This window comes from Bradyrhizobium sp. HKCCYLRH1030 (assembly GCF_051168395.1).
Lineage (GTDB): Bacteria > Pseudomonadota > Alphaproteobacteria > Rhizobiales > Xanthobacteraceae > Bradyrhizobium.
The window spans coordinates 95,849-118,962 of sequence record NZ_JBNPUY010000001.1 but is presented as its reverse complement, the minus strand read 5'-3'; the positions used below and the strand labels follow the sequence as shown (position 1 = coordinate 118,962).

The window sequence follows — 23,114 nt, the reverse complement described above, 5'->3', positions numbered from 1 at the left end:
AGGGGTCCCCATCGGTTGGTGATGCTGTTGCACAAGTCGCGCAAAGTTTAAAATTACAATATTTGAAAATGCAAGTTCTTTTTGGCGCGGCAGCGCTCAGTGTGACGATGCGACAACCGAGAAATCGTAGCCGTCCAGCTCGGCGAGGTGGATCGGGTGCCGGCCGCCAACCACCGGCTGTGCCTCCGTGCCGCGCGCGGTGCGCCGCTGCAGCGTGCGCCCGAAGAAGCGCCTGAGAACGCGCGCATCGAAGCTCTCGGCGCGCTCGATCAGCGCGGCGAGCGCGTGAATGCCCTCGTAGCAGGACTCGCCATAGCCGTTCGCGGGCGGCGGGTTGTCGCCGAACGCCGTGTAGTAACGCTCCAGGAAGGCGCCGTTGTTGCGCGAGCGCAGCGATGCAAAGTAGCTGGAGGCGACGAACACGTTCTCGGTCTCGCTGCTGTCGAGTCCATAGACGATGGTCTCGTCGAAGGCCGAGGAGAAGCGCAGAACGTGGCGGCTGAGCCCGGCGGCGCAGAAGGCGCGGCTGAACACGATGCAGTCGAAGCCGAGAAAGACCGGGAGAACGACGTCGCTGCGCGTGGTCTTGATACGATCGAGCATCTCGTCGAAATCATGCACGCCGACCGGCACGTAGTGCTCTCCGGTGACGACGCCGCCGTATCGCGCGATCAGGCGCTTGGCGATGTCGAGCGAGGAACGCGGCCAGATGTAGTCGTTGCCGCACAGGAAGAAGCGCCGGGCGCGCTTGCACTCCGAGAGCCATTGGATCGCGGGTGCCAGCAATTCGCCGGCGGTCTCGCCCGTGGTCATCACGTCGCTGTTCGCCGGCAGGCCCTCGAACTGGGGCGTGTAGACGAACGGCACGCGGCCGCGCGCGGCCTGCGCGACAGGATCGCGCGCGTAGCTCGGCAGCATGCCGACGAGGCCGTCGACGGCGAACTCGTCGACCGCTTCGACCGCGGCCCGACCCGCGCTGGCGGCGGTTGCGCCGGCGTCGATGACGATCAGCTCGACCTGTCGGCGGCGGATGCCGGCGGCCTGGTTCAGCTCGGTCACGGCCAGCCGCCCACAGGCTTCCGCGGAGGGGGCCCACAACCCCGCCGAGCCGCGCTGAGGAATGATCAGGCCGATCCGAACGCTGTGCAAACGTGCCGCCTCTGCTGTTGCAGAGGATTTGCACTCACGAATCGTGCCAAGCGCGTTTTGGCGTCATCGCGGTCGTTCGTGTACCAAAGTTCGCCGATTTTGGTTCTGGAACCTGACGCTGGTCAGAACATCGGCGCGCCGACGCCTATTCGTTAGGCATCCGCTGCCATGGCCTCGATGTGTCGTCGCGACCCGCGACTCACCGCGCGGGACCGAGGGTTTTGCGCATCGGATAGGAGGCCGCGGTGCCGAACTTGCCGGCGGGCACGCCGACATCGGCGTAGCCGCGGGCGAGATAGAATCGATGCGCGGTCTCGGTGCTCAACAAGGCGATCTCCCTTGCACCAAGCGCGAGCGCCCGCCGCTCCAGCTCGGCCACCAGCGCCGAGCTGATGCCGCGAAACCGGGCTTGCGGCGACACGTAGTTGACCGTGATCTCGCCGGGATGGGCGAGCCCGCCGACCGCGAGAATCGCACCATCCTCGACCGCGACCAGCAGTGAGCGCCCCTGCCCGTCCGCCCACTGCGCCACGTTCTGGGGTGTCTTGTTGGCCAGCCAGCGCGCCAGGATCTGCGGGTCGCCGCGGTGGTCGTCCCTGCACAATTCGGAAATCGAGGCCCGCAACACGGCGCAGGCCGCCTCGGCATCGTCAGCCGTCGCATCGCGGATGATCATCGCAGCCCCTCTCTGGAACGGAGGGAACGCGATGCATTCCGCTCCTGCTACTCGCGCTTGCCCTGCACCCAGCTCTCGAGCATCTGCAGCGCCGAGGCGCGGTCATCGTCCGAGGCCTTGGCGAAGGCGCGGTTGTAGCTCTCCTTGATCCAGGCTTCGTCCGGACCGGCGCTGTCGCGCGCCAGCGTGAGCCACATCAGTCCGCGCGCCGGCTGGCGCGGCAACCGGTCGCCGTTGAACAGCATCTGACCAAGCAGCGCCTGGGCCTGGTGCTGGCCCTTCTGCGCGGCGAGGCCGAGCCAGCGCGCACCATAACGGAAGTCGTCGCGCGAGGCATCCGCGGTCTTCAGGTACATCCGCGCCAGGTCGTACTGGGCGTCCGCATTGCCGAAGTAGGACGCCGCATAGGAGAACATCTCCCGCGCGCGATCCGGATCGGCCTTGACCTTCGTGTTGGGGATGCCGCTCAGGTAATAGCGGCCGAGCGCGACGAAGGCATTGGCGACGATCTGCGCCTGCGGCGCCGACGGGCTGTCCTCCGCATGCGCATTGGCGATGCGGCTGAAATAGTCGAAGGCGCGCATGTCGTCGCGCGCAACGCCATCGCCCGCCGCATACATGCGGCCGAGCTTGAACTGCGCAATCGGGTGACCTTCCTCCGCCGCATATTGCAGCGCCGTCAGGGACTGCGTGGGTGAGGTCGAGGACGTCGTCGCGGGCAGCGCCTTGCGCAGCGCGCCGGCGCCAGCCTGCTGTCCAGCCACGGGGATCGCCGGCTCCTGGTTGACCGGAGCGCCATCGAACGCGAACGATGGCGTCGGCAACGCGAGCGGGGCAACCCCCAGCATCAATGCGAAAAGGATCCGATCAGATGTCCGCATAGCAATACTTCTCTTGCGCACCACCTGGATGGGTCACGGCGCCCGCCACGGCCGGCCCCACCTGCTGGGCATATTTCCAAAGTGCACCTGACGTGTGATGCGTCTCACGCGGCGTCCACTTGGTCTTGCGTGTCGCCAGCTCGGCATCGCTCAACTTCACGTTAAGGATGCCCGCCTCGGCGTCGATCTCGATGATGTCGCCATCCTCGACCAGCGCGATCGGTCCGCCGACCGCCGCCTCCGGTCCGATATGGCCGATGCAGAAGCCCCGGGTCGCGCCCGAGAACCGGCCGTCGGTGATCAGCGCGATCTTGCCGCCCATGCCCTGCCCGGTCAGCGCCGCCGTGGTCTGCAGCATTTCCCGCATGCCCGGACCGCCGCGCGGCCCCTCGTAGCGAATGACGATCACGTCGCCTTCGCGATAGGTGCGCTTCTGGACGGCGTCAAAGGCGTCCTCTTCCCGATCGAAGCAGCGGGCCGGCCCAGAGAATTTCAAGTTCGACATGCCCGCGACTTTCACGATCGCGCCCTCTGGCGCGAGATTGCCTTTCAGACCGACGACCCCCCCGGTTGCAGTGATCGGCTTGTCAGCCGGCACCACCACGTCCTGGTGCGGATTCCACTTCACGCCTTTGAGGTTTTCGGCGATCGTCCGGCCGGTGACTGTGAGGCAGTCGCCGTTCAAATAGCCATGGTCGAGCAACGTCTTCATCAAGAGCGGAATGCCACCAGCCTCGAACATGTCTTTGGCGACATAGCGGCCACCCGGCTTCAAATCCGCGATATAAGGTGTCTTTTTGAAGATTTCGGCGACGTCGAATAAGTCGAACTTGATGCCGGCCTCGTGTGCAATCGCAGGTAGATGCAGCGCAGCATTGGTCGACCCGCCGGACGCCGCCACAACCGCAGCGGCATTCTCCAGGGATTTTCGCGTGACGATGTCGCGCGGGCGGATATTGGCGGCGATCAGCTCCATGACCTGTTCGCCGGCGGTCATGCAGAAGGCATCGCGGATTTCGTAAGGCGCCGGGGCCCCGGCCGAATAAGGCAGCGCCAGCCCGATCGCCTCGGACACCGTCGCCATCGTGTTGGCCGTGAACTGGGCGCCGCAGGCGCCAGCCGACGGACAGGCGACGCGCTCGAGCTCGTCGAGGTCGTCGTCCGACATGGCGCCCACCGAATGCTTGCCGACAGCCTCGAACATGTCCTGCACGGTGACCTGCTGGCCGCGGAAATTGCCGGGCAGGATCGAGCCGCCATAGATGAAGATCGAGGGCACGTTGAGCCGGACCATCGCCATCATCATGCCCGGCAGCGATTTGTCGCAGCCGGCGAGGCCGACGAGCGCATCGTAGGAATGGCCGCGAATCGTCAGCTCCACGGAATCGGCGATCGCCTCGCGCGACGGCAGCGACGAGCGCATGCCGTCATGGCCCATCGCGATGCCGTCGGTCACGGTGATGGTGCAGAATTCGCGCGGCGTGCCGCCGGCGTGCGCGACGCCCTTCTTCACCGCCTGAGCCTGCCGCATCAGCGCGATGTTGCAGGGCGCAGCCTCGTTCCAGCACGAGGCGACGCCGACGAAGGGCTGATGGATCTGCGCCGTGGTGAGGCCCATGGCGTAGAGGTAGGACCGATGCGGCGCACGCTCGGGCCCTTCCGTCACATGACGGCTGGGCAGCCTGCGCTTGATGTCGGTCTTCGCGTCCATCGCTGTTTTGGCCTCCCGGTGCCGCGGAGAACGCTCAAAATCCGGCAAGTGGATTTTCGGCAGCCTCACACGCACTGGTTATGTTCTGATCAAAGTATTTCACGACCAGGTGTGGCTAAAAAGCGGCGCGTTTGCGGAGCGCCGGAGATTGTTACCAAAACTTCGTAAACTGTGGCGACGTCGCAACATTCGTGGCCGATGCGCAACCATGTGCGATTGGGCGTGGCAGGGTGAACCTACTCCGGCACCACCCCGGCGGCGCGGATCATCGGCCACCATTTGCGGATCTCGGCGCGTTGCAGGGTTCCAAGCGCGGCGGGGCCCCGTTGGTCGGCCGCGGGCATCTGCAACCCCAGGTTTTTCAATTGATTTTTCACATCCGGCTCGTCCAGCGCAGCCACCGCCGCAGCATTGAGGGTGTCGACGATCTCCTTGCTGGCGCCCTTCGGCAGCCAGAGGCCCGACCACAGGGTCATGTGGAAGCCCGGCAGGCCGGCCTCGTCGGTGGTCGGAATCTCCGGCGCGGACTCGAGCCGCTTGGCGTCGGTGACGGCGTAGGCGCGGATCGTGCCGGCACGAACCTGGTTGATGGCGTTGGAGGTCTGGTCGACGATCAGATCGATCTGGCCGGCGACCAGATCGTTCATCGCCGGTCCCGTGCCGCGATACGGCACATATTGCAGCTTGAGGCCGGTGACCTGCTCGAAATAGAGCCCCGCGATGTGGCTGCCGGAGCCATTGCCCGCGGTGCCGGCCGACACGGGGTTCGGCTGCGACTTCACCCAGGCGAGAAACTCCGGCAGCGACTTCGCCGGGATATTGTTCCTGCTGACGATGATCATCGGATTGCTCGGCAGCAGCACCACCGGCTCGAGATCGGCTTCGAGGTCATAGCCGAGCCGGTAGACGGCGCCGTTGGCGACATGGGTGCCGAGATGGCCGAAGCTCACGGTGTAGCCGTCGGGCTTCGAGCGGACGGCACGGCCCACGCCGATCGAACCGCCCGCCCCTGTCACGTTCTCGATCAGAACGGGCTGGCCGAGCGTCTGTCTCATGTGCTCGGCGAGGATGCGCATCATCGCATCCGATGGGCCGCCGGCAGCGAATGGCACGATCACGGTGATCGCGCGCGAGGGATAATTGTCGGCGCGCGCCGGCTGCATCAGCGCAAGACACACCAACAGCACGGCGCAAAGAGCTCGTCGCATCACGTCCTCCCTTGTGTCGCACGCACCGGCGGCAGACGCGAATGCGTCTGCGCCGGAGCATGTGCCCGAGGCCGCGGTGCTGGTTGTTAGTTAGAACTGCCCGAAGTCGATCGGCTGGTGACGATCGAGCGTGCGGGTGACCGGCGGCAGCGGATATTTAAGTCCTGTCGCGCAATTGAACAGCATGACGCGATCGTTTTTCGTTACGCGCCCGTCGGCCAGGCTCTGCTTGTAGGCGGCATAGGTCGCCGCGCCTTCCGGGCACAACAGCAGCCCCTCCTCGCGCGCGACTTCGCTGAGCGCAGATGAAATCTTCTCATCATCGACCGCAATGGCGAAACCTTTGCTCTCGCGCACCGCGCGCAGGATGAGAAAATCACCCACCGCCTGAGGCACGCGGATGCCGGACGCGATGGTGTGGGCGTCTTCCCACCGGGTCGCATGCTCGACGCCCTGCTCGAAGGCCCGCACCATCGGCGCGCAGCCCGAGGCCTGCACCGCGACCATGCGCGGACGCTTTGCGCCGATGAAGCCGATCTTCTCCAGTTCGTCGAACGCCTTCCACATGCCGATCAGGCCAGTGCCGCCGCCGGTCGGATAGAAGATCACGTCGGGCACGTCCCAGCCGAGCTGCTCGGCAAGCTCCAGGCCCATCGTCTTCTTGCCCTCGATGCGATACGGCTCCTTCAGGGTCGAGGTATCGAACCAGCCGACCTTGGCCTTGCCCTCGCCGACGATCTTGCCGCAATCGTCGATCAGTCCGTTGACGCGGTAGACGGTCGCGCCCTGCAGCTCGATCTCGCTGACATTCACCTCCGGCGTATCGGCCGGACAGAAGATCGTGGTCTTGATGCCGCAGGAGGTCGCATAGGCCGCGAGCGCAGCACCGGCATTGCCGTTGGTCGGCATCGCCATGTGCTTGATGCCGAGCGCCTTGCCCATCGACACCGCCATCACGAGGCCGCGCGCCTTGAACGAGCCGGTCGGCAGCCGGCCCTCATCCTTGACGATGATCTCGCCGCCGCCGAGCTTCTTCGACAGCTTGGGCAGGCTGATCAGCGGTGTCATGACTTCGCCGAGGCTGACGATGTCCTGGCATTTGCGCACCGGCAGCAGTTCGCGATAGCGCCACATGTCGGCCGGACGCTGCGCCAGCGCGTCCTTCGTGAGCGCCCGCTTCACGCCTGCGAGATCGTAGCGCACCAGCAGCGGCTTGCCGGCCTTGGAGAGGTTGTGGACCTGATCCGCCGGATAGTGATCGCCTTCCATCGCGCATTCGAGATGGGTGACGAAGGTCGGACGTTCGATGGTGAGATTGTCGCTGGATTTCACGGCAGTGACTTTCTGGCTGCTGTCGTCATTGCCGGGCTTGACCCGGCAATCCATCCGCTTCGCAGAGTTTCCCGAAGCGCGATGGATGCGCGGGTCAAGCCCGCGCATGACGAGCGGGGACGGAGCTACATGTTCAGCACGCGGCCGTAGGCGTCGAGCACGGCTTCCTTCATCATCTCCGACAGGGTCGGATGCGGGAACACCGTGTGCATCAGCTCTTCTTCCGTCGTTTCGAGGTTCATCGCCACGACATAGCCCTGGATCAGCTCGGTGACCTCGGCGCCGACCATGTGGGCGCCGATCAGCTGTCCCGTCTTCTTGTCGAAGATCACCTTGACGAGGCCCTGGTCCTCGCCGAGCGCGATCGCCTTGCCATTGCCGACGAAGGGGAAGCGGCCGACTCTGACGTCGCGGCCCTGCTCCTTGGCCTTGGCCTCGGTGAGCCCGACGGAAGCGACCTGCGGATGGCAATAGGTGCAGCCTGGAATGAGGTTCTTGTCCATCGGGTGGGGATGTAGGCCCTTGATGGCCTCGATGCAGACCACGCCCTCGTGCTCGGCCTTGTGCGCCAGCATCGGCGGACCGGCGACGTCGCCGATCGCGTAGAGGCCGGGCACGTTGGTCTTGCCGTAGCCATCGATGACGATGCAGCCGCGATCGGTTTTCACGCCCAGCTTCTCGAGCCCGAGATTCTCGATGTTGCCGACAACGCCGACCGCCGAGATCACGCGATCGAACTCGACCGACTCCGTCTTGCCCTTGCCGTCGTCGATCGTCGCCACCACGCTGTCGCTCTTCTTGTCGAGCTTGGTGACCTTGGCCCCGGTCATGATCTTGAGGCCCTGCTTCTCCAACTGCTTGCGGGCAAGGCCGGCGATCTCGGCGTCCTCGACGGGCAGGATCTGCGGCAGCACCTCGACCACGGTGACCTCGGAGCCCATCGTGCGGAAGAACGAGGCGAATTCGATGCCGATCGCGCCAGAGCCGACCACCAACAGCGACTTCGGCATCTTGTCAGGAACCATCGCCTCGAAATAGGTCCAGACCAGCTTCTTGTCCGGCTCGAGCCCCGGCAGCACGCGCGGCCGCGCGCCGGTGGCAACGATGATGTGCTTCGCCTGATAGGTCCCCTCACCCAGCGCGCCCTTGGGCGCTTCGACGTCGGACTTGGTCACCGTGATCTTGCCGGGCGCGTCGATCGCAGCCTTGCCCCAGATCACCTGGACCTTATTCTTCTTCATCAGGAAGCCGACGCCGTCGTTCAGCCGCTTCGAGACGCCGCGCGAGCGCGCCACCACCGCCTTTGGATCGTAGGAGATCTTCTCGGCAGACAGCCCGTAGTCCTTTGCGTGCTGCATGTAGTGATAGATCTCGGCCGAGCGCAGCAGCGCCTTGGTCGGGATGCAGCCCCAGTTCAGGCAGATGCCGCCGAGGTATGACTTCTCGATGATCGCGGTCTTGAAGCCGAGCTGGGCGGCGCGGATCGCGGCGACGTAGCCGCCCGGGCCGGACCCGATGATGATGATGTCGAAGGATGTGTCGGCCATGACGGCTCCCATTCAACTTAAGCAGTCGGAAATCAGACGGTGGGGCTGCGGACGGAGCGTCGCCAGATCATGGCTCGCATGACGGCTTCCAGGAGCATCAGCAGGGTGCAGATAGCGAATCCGGCGAGCGCGATTGGCGCCCAGATGCCGCGCGACAGCGCCTCGCCGGAGAAGAAAGCAGAATGGATGACGTCGATCCCGAGCGGGTTGGCGAACAGCGCGACGCTCACCAGTGCCGTGATCCAGGGCCACCGCGTTCTGATCCGCATGCGCTGGCCCCGTTTGCCATCCCGCTCCGGAAAGCAACATCACACCATCATCATCACGGGATTCTCGATCAGCTGCTTGAACGCGCCGATCAGCTCGGCGCCGAGCGCGCCATCGATGGCGCGGTGGTCGCACGACAGGGTCACGCTCATCATGCTGGCGATCTCGATCTTGCCGTTGCGCACCACGGGCCGCTCCTCCGAGGTGCCGACCGCGAGGATCGTCGCATGCGGCGGGTTGATCACCGCCGTGAAGTGATTGATGCCGTACATGCCGAGGTTGGACACGGCGGTGGTGCCGCCCTGATACTCCTCCGGCTTCAGCTTGCGCGAGCGGGCACGCGCGGCGAAGTCCTTCATCTCGCCCGAGATCGCCGACAGGGTCTTGGTCTCGGCCTTGCGGATGATCGGCGTGATCAGGCCGCCCGGCATCGCCACGGCGACGCCGACGTCGGAATGCTTGTGCTTGACCATGCCGCCTTCGGTCCAGCTGACATTGCAGTTCGGGATCTTCTGCAGCGCCACCGCCATCGCCTTGATGACGAAGTCGTTGACCGAGAGCTTGTAGAGCGGCTTCTTCTCCTTGTCCTTCGGCGCCGCCGCATTGATCTCCTCGCGCGCGGCCAAGAGCTTGCCGATGTCGCAGTCGATCGTCAGGTAGAAGTGCGGGACGTTCTGCACCGATGCGGTCAGGCGCTGCGCAATGGTGCGGCGCATGCCGTCATGCGGGATGACCTCGTAGGAGCCCGGCTCGAACAGCGCCAGGATCTGCTTGTCCGACATCGACGGCGCCAGCGCGGGCGCGCCTGTCGCGGCAGGTGCCGCCGACGGCGCGGCCTTCAGGCCCTTGCCGGACTTGGCGTCCTCGACGTCGCGCGCAACGACGCGGCCGTGCGGGCCGGTGCCGGTGATGCGGCCGAGATCGATGCCGGCATCCTTGGCGAGACGTCGCGCCAATGGCGACGAGAAGATGCGCGCATGACCGTTGACCTGAGGGGCCGCCGCAGGCGCGGCTGGAGCAGGAGCCGTAGCCGGCTTCGGCGCGTGCGCTGCGGCCGGTGCAGCCGTCGCAGCGGGAGCCGCCGAGGCGATGGGCTTGGCCTCGGGCTTGGGAGCTGCCGCAGCCGGTGCGCTGCCGGCGGCCTTGACGTCCTCGCCCTCGCCGGCGAGCACCGCGATCACGTCGTTCACGGGCACGTCCTGCGTGCCTTCCGGCACCAGGATCTTGGCGAGGGTGCCTTCGTCGACCGCCTCGACTTCCATCGTGGCCTTGTCGGTCTCGATCTCGGCGATGACCTCGCCTGACTTGACCTGGTCGCCTTCCTTCTTGAGCCAACGGGCGAGGTTGCCCTTCTCCATCGTCGGCGACAGCGCGGGCATGAGAATGTTGATCGGCATGATCAGTGACCTTGTTTCGACCTGGGGCTGGTGGTGCCCGTATCGGTCGGCCGAGCCAGCTCGGCTTCGAACATCTCGACGATGCGCTGCAGCGCCTCGTCTTCGGAATAATCGCTCTCGCGCGCATAGGCGCGCGCAGCATGACGGGCGACGTCGACCAGGAGCAGCCCCCACACGTCGGGCTCCTCGAACGCGCGCTGGAAGGCGATCGAGAGCCCGCCATCGAGCACGAAGGCGCGCAACACTTCGGTGGCGTCCTCGCGGCCGATTACATCGGGCGGCAGCGGCTGCTCCTTGGGTCCGGCCATCTGGGCGTCCTCGACGGCTTACCGGTAGCAGACGGATTTGGCGGCCTGAACGACCTCCGCGGCCGAGGGCAGCGCGAGCTTCTCGAGATTCGCCGCATACGGCATCGGCACGTCCTTGCCGGACACGCGCGCGACTGGGGCATCGAGATAGTCGAAGGCGTGCTCCATGATGCGCGCGGCGATCTCGGCGCCGACGCCGCTCTGCTGCCAGCCCTCCTCCACCGTCACCGCGCGGCCGGTCTTCTTGACCGAGGCGACGATGGTCTCGGTGTCCATCGGACGCAGCGTGCGCAGGTCGATCACCTCGGCCTCGATGCCCTCCTTGGCAAGCTCATCGGCGGCCTTCAGCGCGTAGGTCATGCCGTTCGACCACGAGATGATGGTGACGTCCTTGCCGCTGCGGGCGATGCGCGCCTTGCCGATCGGGATCACATAGTCGTCGAGCTTCGGCACTTCGCCGGAGTGGCCGTAGAGCACCTCGTTCTCGAGAAAGATCACCGGGTTCGGATCGCGGATCGCGGCCTTCAGCAGGCCCTTGGCGTCCGCCGCGGAGTACGGCGCGATCACCTTGAGGCCGGGAACGTGAGAGTACCAGGACGCGTAGTCCTGGCTATGCTGCGCGGCAACGCGGGCGGCGGCGCCGTTCGGACCACGGAACACGATCGAGCAGCCCATCTGGCCACCGGACATATAGAGTGTCTTCGCCGCGGAGTTGATGATCTGGTCCATCGCCTGCATGGCGAAGTTGAAGGTCATGAACTCGACGATCGGCTTCAGGCCGGCCATCGCCGCACCGACGCCGATGCCGGCGAAGCCGTGCTCGGTGATCGGCGTGTCCATCACGCGGCGGGCGCCGAACTCCTGCAGCAGGCCCTGGGTGACCTTGTAGGCGCCCTGATATTCGGCGACCTCCTCGCCCATGATGAAGACGTCGCCGTCTCGGCGCATCTCCTCGGCCATGGCGTCGCGCAGCGCCTCGCGGATGGTTTGCGTCACCATCTCGGTGCCCGCTGGCACCTCGGGATCGGGCTCGGCCACGCTCTGCGGCGCAGCCACGCCGGTCGGCGCAGGCGATGCCGACACCGAAGCAGCCGGCTCGGCCGGCGGCGCCGACTGCGCGGCTTTCATCTCGGCAGCGGGTGCCGCCTTGCCGAGATCGGCCACGCTCTCGCCATCCGCGAGGATGGTCGCAATCGGCGTATTGACCGCGACGTCGGCGGTGCCTTCGGGGATCAGGATCTTGCCGAGCGTGCCCTCGTCGGTCGCCTCGACCTCCATCGTGGCCTTGTCGGTCTCGATCTCGGCGATCACGTCACCCGACTTGATCGCCTCACCTTCCTTCTTCAGCCATTTGGCGAGATTGCCCTTTTCCATCGTGGGCGACAGCGCAGGCATCAAAACTTGAATAGGCATATCAGCTCCAGAGAAACAGCTTGCGCGCGCTCAGCGGTAAACGTCGGTGTAGAGCTCGGCGACATCGGGCTCGGGATCGGCCTGCGCGAAATCGGCGGCCTCGTTGACGATCTTGCGCACGTCGGCATCGATCGTCTTGAGATCCTGCTCGCTGACCTTGGCCGCCAGCAGGCGGTTGCGCACCTGCTCGATCGGATCCTGGTCGTGACGGACCTTCTCCACCTCCTCGCGGGTGCGATACTTCGCCGGGTCCGACATCGAGTGGCCGCGATAGCGGTAGGTCTGCATTTCCAGAATGTACGGGCCCTTGCCCTCGCGGCACCAGGCAACGGCCTTCTCGCCCGCAGCCTTCACGGCGCGGACGTCCATGCCGTCGACCTGCTCGCCCGGGATGTTGAAGGAGATGCCGCGCTTGGAGAAGTCGGTCTGCGCCGAGGCGCGCGACACCGCCGTGCCCATCGCATAGCGGTTGTTCTCGATGACGTAGATCACCGGCAGCTTCCAGAGCTCCGCCATGTTGAAGCTCTCATAGACCTGCCCCTGGTTGGCCGCGCCATCGCCGAAATAGGCGACGCTGACCGAGTCGTTGCCGCGGTAGCGGTTGGCGAGCGCAAGGCCGGTGCCGAGCGAGACCTGGGCGCCGACGATGCCGTGGCCGCCGAAGAAGTTCTTCTCCATGCTGAACATGTGCATGGAGCCGCCCTTGCCCTTGGAGTATCCACCGCGGCGCCCGGTGAGCTCGGCCATCACGCCCTTGGCGTCCATGCCGGTGGCCAGCATGTGGCCATGATCACGATAGCCGGTGATGACCTGATCGCCCGGCTTCAGCGCCATCTGCATGCCGACCACGACGGCTTCCTGGCCGATGTAAAGATGGCAGAAGCCGCCGATCGCACCCATGCCATAAAGCTGACCGGCCTTTTCCTCAAAGCGGCGGATCAGCAGCATGTCGCGAAGCGCAGCCAATTCCTGTTCTCTGGTGAATTCCGGCGGCGGGCCGTTGTCTCTGTCCTGCCCTTGTTCCTTTGCGGCGGTCTTCTTCGGTGCGGCCATGGCAATTCCGGATGAGAGAAAAAGTAGCTCTCTCTAGCTCAACTCCAGGAGACGTAAAAGGACCGCGTGGCGCGTCCGAAGGCTTTGGCGTGCCGCGCTGCAATGCACACGAAATATTGCAAATACAATTCCACCATTTTTGGAATCCGACCGCAGGCCGCTACAAAAAAGAGCAGCCATCTCAGCGGATGGGACGCGTGAGGCCAAGCCGGCGACGCCCTCGACGACACCCTCATCGTTGGGATCTCGACGACGCCGACAGCGACCAAAAAACCCGACATATCGAACATCGGCATAACGGATATTCCGACCGAGCAGCGGCAGGGGGTCTCCGTGTTCCTACGGGCCTTCGAATCAATCAATTCTAAACCCTCCGCAGCGCACAATTTTTCCGAATTCATCAACGAAATCAAACAACTCAACGAAAATCCCTGGCTGCCTGGACTGTCCGGCTGCCTGGGCCCTCTGACAGGAACGAACATGGTTCTCACCATCCCTCGCCGCTTTGCGGTTCTGGTCGCGTTATCCATCGGCGTCTGTATCGTCGCCGTGGTCAGCCAGCTGCTGGCCACCCGAACAGCCCTGGTCGAAGAGCGTAAGGCTGCAGTCGTCGGACAGGTGCAATCTGCCGTGTCGATCGTGAAGGGCTTTGCCGATGCGGCGGCGAAGGGGGCCCTGACCGCGGACGAGGCGCAGAACCGCGCCAAGGCCGTGCTCCGCGGCATTCGGTTCGGCAAGAACGACTACATCTTCGTCTACCAGCCGGACGGCGTGAACCTCGTGCTTGGCCCGAAGCCGGATTGGGAGGGCAAGGGTCTGCTCAACGAAAAGGACGCCAATGGTCTGCCCTTCGTACGCGAGTTGATCGCGGCTTCGACCCAGCCTGGTGGCGGCTTCGTCAGCTATATGTTCGCGCGCGCCGGCAGCAGCGTCCCGGTGGCGAAGCTCGGCTACACCATGAAGGCCGATCCGTGGAACTGGGTTGTGGGCACAGGCGTGTATGTCGACGATCTCGACGAGGCGTTCTACGCCTCCGTCAAGGTGACGCTGATCTGGGCCGTCGGACTGATCGCCCTGCTGTGCGTTGCGACCCTGATGATCGCGCGCGGCCTGGTCCGGCCGCTGCAAGCGATCACCCGGACGATGACCGAGCTTGCGAACGGGAATCTCGCTGTGCAGATCCCGAACTCGGAACGGCGCGACGAGGTCGGCGAGATGGCCCGTGCCGTCGAGGTGTTCAAGGTCAATGCCGTCGCCCGCCAGCGGCTCGAGGCCGAGCAGAACGAGCTGGAGGCACGCCAGGCCGAGCAGCGCAAGATCGATACGATGCGCCTTGCGAACGATTTCGAGACAGCGGTCGGCCAGATCATCGAGACGGTGTCGTCGGCAGCGACCGATCTGGAGTCATCGGCCCAGTCGCTCAGCGCAACGGCCGAGCGCTCGAAGGGTCTTGCCACCGTCGTAGCCGGCGCCTCAGGCGCCGCCTCCAACAACGTCCAGTCGGTCGCCGCCGCCACCGAGGAAATGTCCTCCTCCGTGAACGAGATCAGCCGACAGGTGCAGCAGTCTTCGGCGATCGCCAGTGAAGCCGTTGAGCAGGCCCGCAAGACCAATGAACGCGTGGGCGAATTGTCGCAAGCGGCGGCTCGCATCGGCGACGTGGTGGAGCTCATCAACACCATCGCCGGCCAGACCAACCTGCTGGCCTTGAACGCCACCATCGAGGCGGCGCGGGCGGGTGAAGCTGGTCGCGGCTTCGCCGTTGTCGCCTCGGAGGTCAAGGCGCTCGCCGAGCAGACTGCCAAGGCGACGGGAGAGATCAGCCAGCAGATTGGCGCCATCCAGACCGCCACTCAGCATTCGGTGACCGCCATCAAGGAAATCGGCGACACGATCGGCCGGATGTCGGAAATCGCCGCCACCATCGCAGCCGCTGTCGAAGAACAGGGCGCCGCAACCCAGGAAATCTCGCGCAACATCCAGCAAGCCGCCAGCGGTACGAAAGAGGTCTCCGCGAATGTTGCCGACGTCCAGCGCGAAGCAACCGAGACGGGGACGGCTTCGTCCCAGGTGCTCAACGCTGTGCAGTCACTGTCCCAGGACAGCAACCGCCTGAAGGCCGAGGTCCACAAGTTCCTCGCCACCGTGCGGGCCGCATAAGGGGCAGCCCATCAGCGATCGTCGAAGGCCCGCGCGCAGCGCGGGTCTTCCTCGTCATGGGCTTGTCGTGCCTGCGTTCGTTACGCAGACGCGAGGCGAGTCTCACAACGGATGCATCGCGGAGACCGGCTCGCTCAGTTCGGCCGATTGATCCGGATCAGATCACGCGGGTTAGCGTAGCCGAGCTGGAAGCGGGCGCGCTCATCGAGCATGTCGGGATCGACCCGGTCGGAGCGCAGCAGCGACACGCGCTTCTCACCCTCCGCCCGCTCCTGCTTCAGCCGGGCGAGCTCGGAGGTGAGCGCAATGATCTCCTGGTCGAGCTCCTGACGCGCGGTCAGGCCGTAGCGGCCGGTATAGGCGTTGATGCCGAAATAGCCGATGATGGCGGCCGCCATCGTGTAGAGGGCGAGCCCGGTCAGGAACGATTTGAGCCGCGCGCGGGAGACCATGGGCCGGAAGATGGGGCGCCTTGGTTAAGGATCTGCTAATCTACGCCGCGGCGGCTTCGTTCCGAAGGTCCCATCACGCGTCACTGGCTGACGGATTGCCGAAGCACCGTGAAACACAAGGTGGCTCGCGACACGAAGCCGAGACGCTCATACAGCGCGATCGCGGCATGATTGTCGTCTATGACGTGGAGAAACGGCGTCTCGCCCCTGCCCCTGATGGCCGTCATCAGGACCGTGACGAGCCTCTGGGCATAGCCAAGGCCGCGATAGTCCGGATGGACACAGACCGCGCTGATTTCCGTGAACCCGTCGAGGCGCATGCGCTCCCCGGCCATGGCGGCCAGGCGCTCCCCGTCACGAATACCGATGTAGCGGCCCAGCTCGCGGGTCCTGGCCAGGAACGGACCGGGCTTGGTCAGCGCAGTCAGTTCCAGCATCGCCGGGATGTCGCGCTGGTCCAGCACCTCGACCGCGGCATCCCCCACGGGATCGACCGCCGCCACGGCAACCATCTGGCGGACGCTGGCTCTGAGCCGGGCGTCAAGGCCACGCACATCGCCCGGGGGTGCAGGGGTCACGATCGCAACGACATCCTCGTTGGCAAGGTCGGCGAGTTCAGACCACGCAGCATCGCTGTCGTCCGACATGGCGGCAAATGGCGCAATCGCCGCCGGATAGCGACGAGCATGCGCGGCGCCCTCCGCAAGCGCTCGGTGCCCGGTGGTCAGGGCTGACCAGACGGGGCGATCCAGCGCTGCGTGCTGCTCGGCAGAAAGCTCCAATTTGGACATCGAACCAGCCTCCAGACGATCCGTCCTCAGCTCCGGTAGACCGGCTCTTCGAGGTCGAGCATGCGCTTGACGGCCTCGAGGTGCAACCGAGCCGATTCCGCATCTCCTTCGCGCATCTGGCGATAGGCGGCCTCGGCGATCTCGGGCGCGACCGGCACCACCTTGCGGCCGGTCGACAGCGCCAGGCACTGCACCTGGCAGGCGCGCTCGAGGTAGTAGAGATCGTCCCAGGCTTCGGCGATGGTCGGCGCCAGAACCATGACGCCATGATGCTTCATGAAGACGATGTCGGCATCACCGACAGCCCCGGCGATGCGATCCCCCTCCCGCGCGTCGAGCGCCAGCCCGTTGTAGTTCGCGTCGACCGCGGTTCGCCCATAGAATTTCAGCGCCGTCTGCCCGGCGAAGATCAGCGGGTCGCCTTCGGTCATCGACAGCGCGGTGGCGTAGGGCATGTGGGTGTGGAACGCGACCTTGGCGCGCGGCAGCGCCTTGTGGATGCGGGCGTGGATGTAGAAGGCGGTCGCCTCCGGGCGGCCGTCGCCGGCAACGACGTTGCCGTCGAAGTCGCACACCAGGAGCTTCGAGGCCGTCAGTTCGCGGAACGCATAGCCGTAGGGATTGACGATGAAGAGGTCGTCATAGCCGGGGACCAGCGCCGAGAAGTGGTTGCAGATGCCCTCTTCGAACCCGTGCCGCGCCGCCATCCGGAAACAGGCCGCGAGGTCGATCCGCGCCTGCCAGACGGCCTCCGAGTCCAGATCCGGCTGGTTCGGGCCGGGCCTCGACGACGACGCGGGTGTGAACGAATGGGCCATCATCTGTCCTTGGTAACGCGCATCCTTGCGCAAGTCCGGCATCGCCTTGGAACGGATCGGGCAAGGCGCGTCAACGCCCTGCCCGCATCATACCCGTCATGCAGTTGCCGACCGCCGCAGGTGGACGCGGCGGCGGCGAACGCGATCAGCCGTTCTGCTTGGCCACGAATGCGGCGAATGCATCCAGATATTGCTGCAACACCGTCTTGAGCGAATCCTTGACCAGCTCGCCCTGGGCGTCGAAGGCGTCGCCGACGCCATTCAGGTAGATTTCCGGCTGCCCCATGACCGGGCCAGAGATGCCAGGCATGATGTTCTGCAGATGCTTGGCCGCCGCCACGCCACCGAGCGGGCCCGGCGAATTGGAAATGAGGCCGACCGGCTTGCCCAGGAACGAACTCTGCCCATAGGGACGCGAGGCGACGTCGATCGCATTCTTGAGCACGCCGGGAATCGAGCGGTTGTATTCCGGCGTCAGGATCAGCACGCCGTTCGAGGCCTTCAGCTTCTCCCGCAGGGCGAGCCAGTCGGCCGGCGGATTGGCTTCGAGATCCTGGTTGAAGAACGACAGGCCGTTGAGCGTGGTCACGTCGATCTTCAGGCTGGCCGGCGCCAGCTTGGCGAGCGCATTGGCGATCTTCAGGGTGAAGCTCTCCTTGCGGAGACTGCCGACGAGGGCGACGATCGAATAAGGTGCGGGCATGGGGAATCCTTTGAGGAGCGGGGTGTGGAGCGCACTTAAGGCGCGCGAGCAGGAACATGCAAGTGCATGGACCATCCTCACGCGAAACACTGCGTTTCATCGCAAGCAACGCCCGAGTGTTCCCGACCCTTGCCCGCGTCGTGGAGCTCAGCCGGTCCCCTTGAGACAGCGCGTGAATTCCGCCACCGCCTGATGTGTGAGCCAGATCGCCTGCCCGTCGACCGGCTGCGCCCATGACGAGACCTTGGCGATCACGATGCCGTTGGCTGCATCGACGAACAGGTTCTGGCCGTGAATGCCCATCGCGAACATCAGCTGCGGCGCGTCGTTTGTGACGTACCAGCCGCTGCGATAGTGCATGTTGCGGCTGATCGCGGCAAAACTGTCGCGCCATTGGCCGTCGCGCCAGGCCTGCACATCGCCATTGTGCCTGATGTCGTCGATCCAACCTTCGGGAATGATCGTGTGAGAGCCCCGCCGCCCGCCTGACAGCACGAGCTGGCCGAGCCGGGCGACGTCGCGCAAGGTGGCGCAGAAGCCGCCGGTGCAGCGCGGCGCGCCGTTGCGGTCGAGGGTGATGAAGGCCTCGCCGCTCGCCCCCATCGGCTTCCACAGCAGGCTGCCGGCGAGGCTCGCGAAGCTGCGGCCGGTGGCGCGCTCGATCGCCCATCCCAGCAGATCGGTGTTGGACGAGACGTAGCTGAAGGCGCCGCCATGCGGCGCCGCCTGAGCGCGCATCGTCGCAAAGAAATCGTGCAGGTTTGGCGTCGTGCCCGGCGCGACCGGCTCCCAGCCCGCGGCGTCGGCATAGGCCTGCAGGCCGGCACCATCGAACACGACGCCCGCACGCATGTCGAGCAGCTGCCGGATCGTGGCGCCGCGATAGGCCGTGGCGGCCACTTCCGGCACATAGCGCGTGACCTCGGCGTCGACATCGAGCTCGCCGCGGCCGGCCAGGATGCCGACGATGAGGCCGGTGATCGACTTGGTCGCCGACATCAGGATGTGCGGCGTGTCGCGGTCGGTGCCGCCGTCATACATTTCGAAGACGATGCGGCCGTCCTGCAGGATCAGGAGCCCGTCGGTCGCCGTCGCCTTCAGGAAACCGTCGAGATCGAGCGTGCCGCCCTTGGGCAGCCGCACGCTGAAATCGTCGAACGACACGAGGCTCGACGGCAGCGTCCAGGCGCTGCCCGGCGCGCTCTCGATGTCGGCGACCGGCAGGATCGCGCGGATGTTGTGAAAGGCCCAGCGGCTGAACGGCGCAGTGCGCCAGTTGGAGAGATCGGCGTTGGAGGGAGAGGGATCGGTCGACATACGAATCCTGCGGGATTTCCGAGGTGCTCGACATAGGGGTTCGCAACAGGCGCGGAAAGCCCGACATCTCGCATATGCAAAAACGCTCAGGCCGCCCGAAGGCGGCCCCCTCTCTCCTCCGTCATTGCGAGCGAAGCGAAGCAATCCAGGGCTCGGTTGGGAGTCTGGATTGCTTCGTCGCGGAGCCTGTCCTCGGGCTCGCCGGAGGCGAGACCCGGGGGCTCCTCGCAATGACGCTAACCGATATTCAGATCACCGGATTCCACGGCGCCGGAATCAGCCGGTACTTGGCGCCGTCCTTCTCGACATAGCCCACCGACGGGAACGAGAAGTGGAAGCCGATCACCTTGGCCTTCTCGGCGGCGGCCATGTCGTAGAACCTGTGCCGCGTGGCCTGCGCCATCTCGGCATCGGTGTCGAACATCACGTGCCAGTCGGGGTTGCGTAGGAACAGCTCGGGGACGTTGGTGACGTCGGCCTGGATCAGGACCCTGGCGTTGCCGGACGCGACCGCGAACGAGGTGTGTCCCGGCGTGTGACCGGGCGTGCCGAGCGCGGTGATGCCGGGCGCGACCTCCTTGTCCCACTCGTACTGAGTGACGTTGCTCTCGAGCCCGCCGAACACCTTCTTGAAGTTGGCGAAGTTGCCCTTCATCAAGTCGGTCTGCGCTTTGGCGGCGTTCTCGTCGCTATTCCAGAACGCCCACTCCTTGGCCGGCACCTTCAGCTCGGCGTTCGGGAACGCCAGCGAGCCGTCCGCGAGCTTGAGGCCGTTGATGTGGTCCCCATGCATGTGGGAGAGCACGACGACGTCGATGCTCTTCGGATCGACGCCGGCGGCAGCGAGGTTCTGCAGCGTGCGGCCAACCGCGCCCTTGCTGGCCTCGAAGGCGCCAGCGCCGTTGCCGGTGTCGATCAGGACCAGCTTGGAGCCGGTGTTGATCAGCTGCGGATTGAAGGGGATCGTGATCATGCCCTTCGGCATGTAGGCGCTTTCGGCAGCCGCGAGCGCGTCGTCCTTCGCCGTGTTGACGACGAACGTGTCGGGCATCGGGAAGGTGCGCGCGCCGTCATTGACGGAGGTGCATTCATAGTCGCCGACCTTGTAGCGATAGAAGCCGGGCGCCTGCGCGCCGGCGGGTGCAACCGCTGCGCGTGCCCGTCCGGCCAGCGGCGGCAAAGCGGTTGCAGCCCCGGCGAGGGCCGCACCGGCCAGAAATCGACGGCGATCCAATCGGGTCATGACAAATCTCTCCTCAGTGCTCCATGCGGCTGACACCGCCCCCAGACAAACGGGGCGGATTGTCTCCGCATGCGGGCCAAACGCAAGCCCGTCAGCAACGTCCGAGGAGCGACGTTAGGTCACTTCTCTTTGTTGGGGTCGATGAGGAATTTTTCGCCGGTGGCCCGTTTGGCGTACACGGCAAGGTTGGCCGGATCGAGCGCCTCGGACAAGGAAACGACCTTGGTGTAGTGGCTCGCAAAGGTCGTCTTCAGCTCGTCGACGACGCGCTGGCGCAGCCGCTCGGTATCCGCCTTGCCGATCTTCATCAGGAACGGAAACAGCAGCCAGCCGCCGACGCTCCAGGTCATGCCGAAGCCGCGCGTGATCTCGGTCGGGCGCGTGTCGAGGCTACCGTAGATGTAGACCTGCTTGTGCACGTTCGAGCCGTAGCGGCTGTAGGGATGCTTGCCGGACTTGTTGATCGCAGCTTCCATCGCGTTGAGGATCTGGCCGGCGAGCTTGCCGCCGCCGATCGCATCGAAGGCGATGGTCGCGCCGGTCTCGACCAGCGCCGCGATCAGGTCGTCCATGAAAGTCGGCGCCGTCGAATCCACGATGTATTTCGCGCCGATGCCGCGCAACAACTCGGCCTGATCAGCGCTGCGCACGATGTTGACGAGCGGGATGCCGTCCTTGAGGCAGATCTTGTTGAGCATCTGCCCGAGATTGGACGCGGCGGCCGTGTGCACCAGCGCAGTATGGCCCTCGCGCCGCATCGTCTCGGTCATGCCGAGCGAGGTCAGCGGATTGACGAAGCAGGAGGCGCCCTCGGCCGGCGTGGTGCCGGCCGGCAGCGGCAGGCATTCGGAGAGCTTCAGGCAGCGATACTGGCTGTACATCGCGCCGCCGATGGCCGCGACCGTGCGGCCCATCAGCGCCTTGGCGGCATCCGACGACCCGGTCTTGACCACGACGCCGGCGCCCTCGTTGCCGACGGCCAAGGACTCGTCGAGCCGGCCGGCCATCGCCCGCATCCCCGCCTCCGGCACCTTGGCGGTGATCACGGGCCGCTCCTTGGTGCCGGACGCCTGCAGGGTCGACAGATCGGCCGCGCCGACGAGGAGGCCGAGATCGGACGGGTTGATCGGCGCCGCCTCGATCCGGACCACGACCTCGTCCGGTCCGGGCTCCGGGGTCGGCACGTCCACCAGCGAGAGCTCGAGCTCGCCGCTGCGCTTGATCAACGTCCGCAGTTGCAGGCCCTGTGTCTCGACACCCATGCGTGCCTCCCTTTTTTCTTTGGTTAGCTTGTCCAGACTCAGGCCAGCGCCTTCAGCGCCGCCCTGCCCGCATATTTGGCCTGCGCGTCCAGCTCCTGCTCGATGCGCAGCAGCTGGTTGTACTTGGCGGTGCGGTCGGCGCGCGCCAGCGAGCCGGTCTTGATCTGCCCGCAATTGGTGGCGACGGCGAGATCGGCGATCGTGGAATCCTCGGTCTCGCCGGAGCGGTGCGACATCACAGCGGTGTAGCCGGCCTTGTAGGCCATCTCGACCGCGGCCAGCGTCTCGGTGAGCGTGCCGATCTGGTTGACCTTGATCAGGATCGAGTTGGCGCGGCCGTTGCGGATGCCGTCGGCGAGACGGTTGACGTTGGTGACGAACAGGTCGTCGCCGACGAGCTGGCACTTGTGGCCGATCAGGTCGGTCAGCTCCTTCCAGCCGTCCATGTCGTCCTCCGACATGCCGTCCTCTATCGAGGCGATCGGGTAGCGGGCGACCAGATCCGCAAGGTACTTGGCCTGCTCGGAGCGCGAGCGCGACTTGTTCTCGCCCTCGTAGACGTACTTGCCGTCCTTGAAGAATTCGGTCGCGGCGCAGTCGAGCGCCAGCATGACGTCCTCGCCGGCGGTGTAGCCGGCCTTGCCGATCGCGCTCATGACGAAGTCGAGGGCTGCGTCCGCCGACGGCAGGTTCGGCGCGAAGCCGCCCTCATCGCCGACATTGGTGTTGTGGCCCGCCTTCTTCAGCTCGGCCTTGAGCGTGTGGAAGATCTCCGAGCCGCAGCGCAGCGCCTCCGCGAAGCTCGGCGCGCCCACCGGCATGATCATGAACTCCTGGAAATCGATCGGATTGTCGGCGTGGACGCCGCCATTGACGATGTTCATCATCGGCACCGGCAGGGTGCGGGCCGAGGTGCCGCCGACATAGCGATACAGCGGCATGTCGTAGGAGATCGCCGCCGCCTTGGCGCAGGCGAGCGAGACGCCGAGAATGGCGTTGGCGCCGATCCGGCTCTTGTTCTCGGTGCCGTCGAGCTCGATCAGGATCTGGTCGATCTGGACCTGGTCCTGCACCGACATGTCGCTGAGCGCCTCATAGACCTCGTCGTTGATGGCTTCGACGGCCTTCAGCACGCCCTTGCCGAGATAGCGGTGCTTGTCGCCGTCGCGCAGCTCGACCGCCTCGTGGGCGCCGGTGGAAGCGCCGGACGGCACGGCAGCGCGGCCGACCGAGCCGTCCTCCAGCACGACGTCGACCTCGACCGTGGGATTGCCGCGGCTGTCCAGGATTTCGCGGCCGATGATGTCGACGATGGCGGTCATGAGGTCCTCTCGCGAGCGTTTCTAGGTGGGCGTTGTTGCGCTGCTTCTACCGCAAGCCCGCGAGCGCGAAAAGGCCAAGTGGCGTTGAAATCAAGTCACGACCA

Annotated in this window: 21 protein-coding genes; 1 reads left to right on the top strand and 20 read right to left on the bottom strand. The window is 65.5% G+C overall.

Translation table 11 applies throughout. The annotated features are described in order from the left end of the window. Positions 1-96 precede the first annotated feature (96 nt). From ACQR1E_RS00500 to pdhA, 12 genes are all read right to left on the bottom strand, one after another. Positions 97-1,149 carry a substrate-binding domain-containing protein gene (locus tag ACQR1E_RS00500; protein ID WP_315711671.1) on the bottom strand — a complete coding sequence of 351 codons (1,053 nt, stop codon included), beginning with the start codon at positions 1,147-1,149 and terminating at the stop codon, positions 97-99. A 199-nt stretch (positions 1,150-1,348) separates the two neighbouring features. Next, on the bottom strand, positions 1,349-1,825 hold the full coding sequence (locus tag ACQR1E_RS00495) for a GNAT family N-acetyltransferase (protein ID WP_316175310.1): 477 nt from the start codon (positions 1,823-1,825) through the stop codon (positions 1,349-1,351). 47 nt (positions 1,826-1,872) lie between these two features. Continuing rightward, entirely contained in the window at positions 1,873-2,589 is a 717-nt protein-coding gene (locus ACQR1E_RS00490; RefSeq protein ID WP_409977886.1) for a tetratricopeptide repeat protein, read from the bottom strand. A gap of 103 nt (positions 2,590-2,692) precedes the next feature. Beyond that, positions 2,693-4,417, bottom strand: coding sequence for a dihydroxy-acid dehydratase (gene ilvD / locus ACQR1E_RS00485; RefSeq protein WP_315711667.1), 1,725 nt, complete (start codon positions 4,415-4,417; stop codon positions 2,693-2,695). Between the two features lie 236 nt (positions 4,418-4,653). Beyond that, positions 4,654-5,625, bottom strand: a complete 972-nt coding sequence (locus ACQR1E_RS00480; protein ID WP_316165295.1) for a tripartite tricarboxylate transporter substrate binding protein BugD — start codon at positions 5,623-5,625, stop codon at positions 4,654-4,656. A gap of 90 nt (positions 5,626-5,715) precedes the next feature. Continuing rightward, positions 5,716-6,957 carry a threonine synthase gene (locus ACQR1E_RS00475; RefSeq protein ID WP_316165294.1) on the bottom strand — a complete coding sequence of 414 codons (1,242 nt, stop codon included), beginning with the start codon at positions 6,955-6,957 and terminating at the stop codon, positions 5,716-5,718. Between the two features lie 125 nt (positions 6,958-7,082). After that, positions 7,083-8,504: a dihydrolipoyl dehydrogenase gene (gene lpdA / locus ACQR1E_RS00470; protein WP_434896532.1), complete on the bottom strand. Its 1,422-nt coding sequence runs from the start codon at positions 8,502-8,504 to the stop codon at positions 7,083-7,085. 32 nt (positions 8,505-8,536) lie between these two features. Then, entirely contained in the window at positions 8,537-8,734 is a 198-nt protein-coding gene (locus ACQR1E_RS00465; RefSeq protein WP_434896531.1) for a hypothetical protein, read from the bottom strand. A 78-nt stretch (positions 8,735-8,812) separates the two neighbouring features. Beyond that, on the bottom strand, positions 8,813-10,168 hold the full coding sequence (locus ACQR1E_RS00460; RefSeq protein ID WP_316202404.1) for a pyruvate dehydrogenase complex dihydrolipoamide acetyltransferase: 1,356 nt from the start codon (positions 10,166-10,168) through the stop codon (positions 8,813-8,815). Between the two features lie 2 nt (positions 10,169-10,170). Beyond that, entirely contained in the window at positions 10,171-10,476 is a 306-nt protein-coding gene (locus ACQR1E_RS00455; protein ID WP_015666657.1) for a DUF5076 domain-containing protein, read from the bottom strand. Between the two features lie 18 nt (positions 10,477-10,494). Continuing rightward, on the bottom strand, positions 10,495-11,889 hold the full coding sequence (locus ACQR1E_RS00450) for a pyruvate dehydrogenase complex E1 component subunit beta (RefSeq protein ID WP_315827496.1): 1,395 nt from the start codon (positions 11,887-11,889) through the stop codon (positions 10,495-10,497). Between the two features lie 30 nt (positions 11,890-11,919). Next, entirely contained in the window at positions 11,920-12,942 is a 1,023-nt protein-coding gene (pdhA, locus tag ACQR1E_RS00445) for a pyruvate dehydrogenase (acetyl-transferring) E1 component subunit alpha (RefSeq protein ID WP_315711659.1), read from the bottom strand. A 480-nt stretch (positions 12,943-13,422) separates the two neighbouring features. On the opposite strand from pdhA, the gene ACQR1E_RS00440 reads away from it, so the two are divergent. Further along, positions 13,423-15,102, top strand: coding sequence for a methyl-accepting chemotaxis protein (locus tag ACQR1E_RS00440; protein WP_315711658.1), 1,680 nt, complete (start codon positions 13,423-13,425; stop codon positions 15,100-15,102). Positions 15,103-15,236: 134 nt separating this feature from the next. Here the strand turns inward: ACQR1E_RS00440 and ACQR1E_RS00435 are convergent, their stop codons facing one another. The 8 genes from ACQR1E_RS00435 to eno form a co-directional block, all read right to left on the bottom strand. Beyond that, positions 15,237-15,554, bottom strand: coding sequence for an FtsB family cell division protein (locus ACQR1E_RS00435; RefSeq protein ID WP_315711657.1), 318 nt, complete (start codon positions 15,552-15,554; stop codon positions 15,237-15,239). Between the two features lie 80 nt (positions 15,555-15,634). Then, positions 15,635-16,345 carry a GNAT family N-acetyltransferase gene (locus ACQR1E_RS00430; RefSeq protein WP_434896530.1) on the bottom strand — a complete coding sequence of 237 codons (711 nt, stop codon included), beginning with the start codon at positions 16,343-16,345 and terminating at the stop codon, positions 15,635-15,637. Positions 16,346-16,371: 26 nt separating this feature from the next. Further along, positions 16,372-17,163, bottom strand: a complete 792-nt coding sequence (locus tag ACQR1E_RS00425; RefSeq protein ID WP_316186102.1) for an aldolase — start codon at positions 17,161-17,163, stop codon at positions 16,372-16,374. Positions 17,164-17,308: 145 nt separating this feature from the next. Then, on the bottom strand, positions 17,309-17,866 hold the full coding sequence (locus ACQR1E_RS00420; RefSeq protein ID WP_316165286.1) for an NADPH-dependent FMN reductase: 558 nt from the start codon (positions 17,864-17,866) through the stop codon (positions 17,309-17,311). Positions 17,867-18,013: 147 nt separating this feature from the next. After that, positions 18,014-19,183 carry a serine hydrolase domain-containing protein gene (locus ACQR1E_RS00415; protein WP_316186101.1) on the bottom strand — a complete coding sequence of 390 codons (1,170 nt, stop codon included), beginning with the start codon at positions 19,181-19,183 and terminating at the stop codon, positions 18,014-18,016. A 247-nt stretch (positions 19,184-19,430) separates the two neighbouring features. Further along, entirely contained in the window at positions 19,431-20,426 is a 996-nt protein-coding gene (locus ACQR1E_RS00410) for an MBL fold metallo-hydrolase (RefSeq protein ID WP_316186344.1), read from the bottom strand. Positions 20,427-20,545: 119 nt separating this feature from the next. Next, positions 20,546-21,688 carry a zinc-binding dehydrogenase gene (locus tag ACQR1E_RS00405; RefSeq protein ID WP_434844848.1) on the bottom strand — a complete coding sequence of 381 codons (1,143 nt, stop codon included), beginning with the start codon at positions 21,686-21,688 and terminating at the stop codon, positions 20,546-20,548. A 38-nt stretch (positions 21,689-21,726) separates the two neighbouring features. After that, entirely contained in the window at positions 21,727-23,010 is a 1,284-nt protein-coding gene (gene eno / locus ACQR1E_RS00400) for a phosphopyruvate hydratase (RefSeq protein ID WP_315738192.1), read from the bottom strand. Positions 23,011-23,114 lie beyond the last annotated feature (104 nt).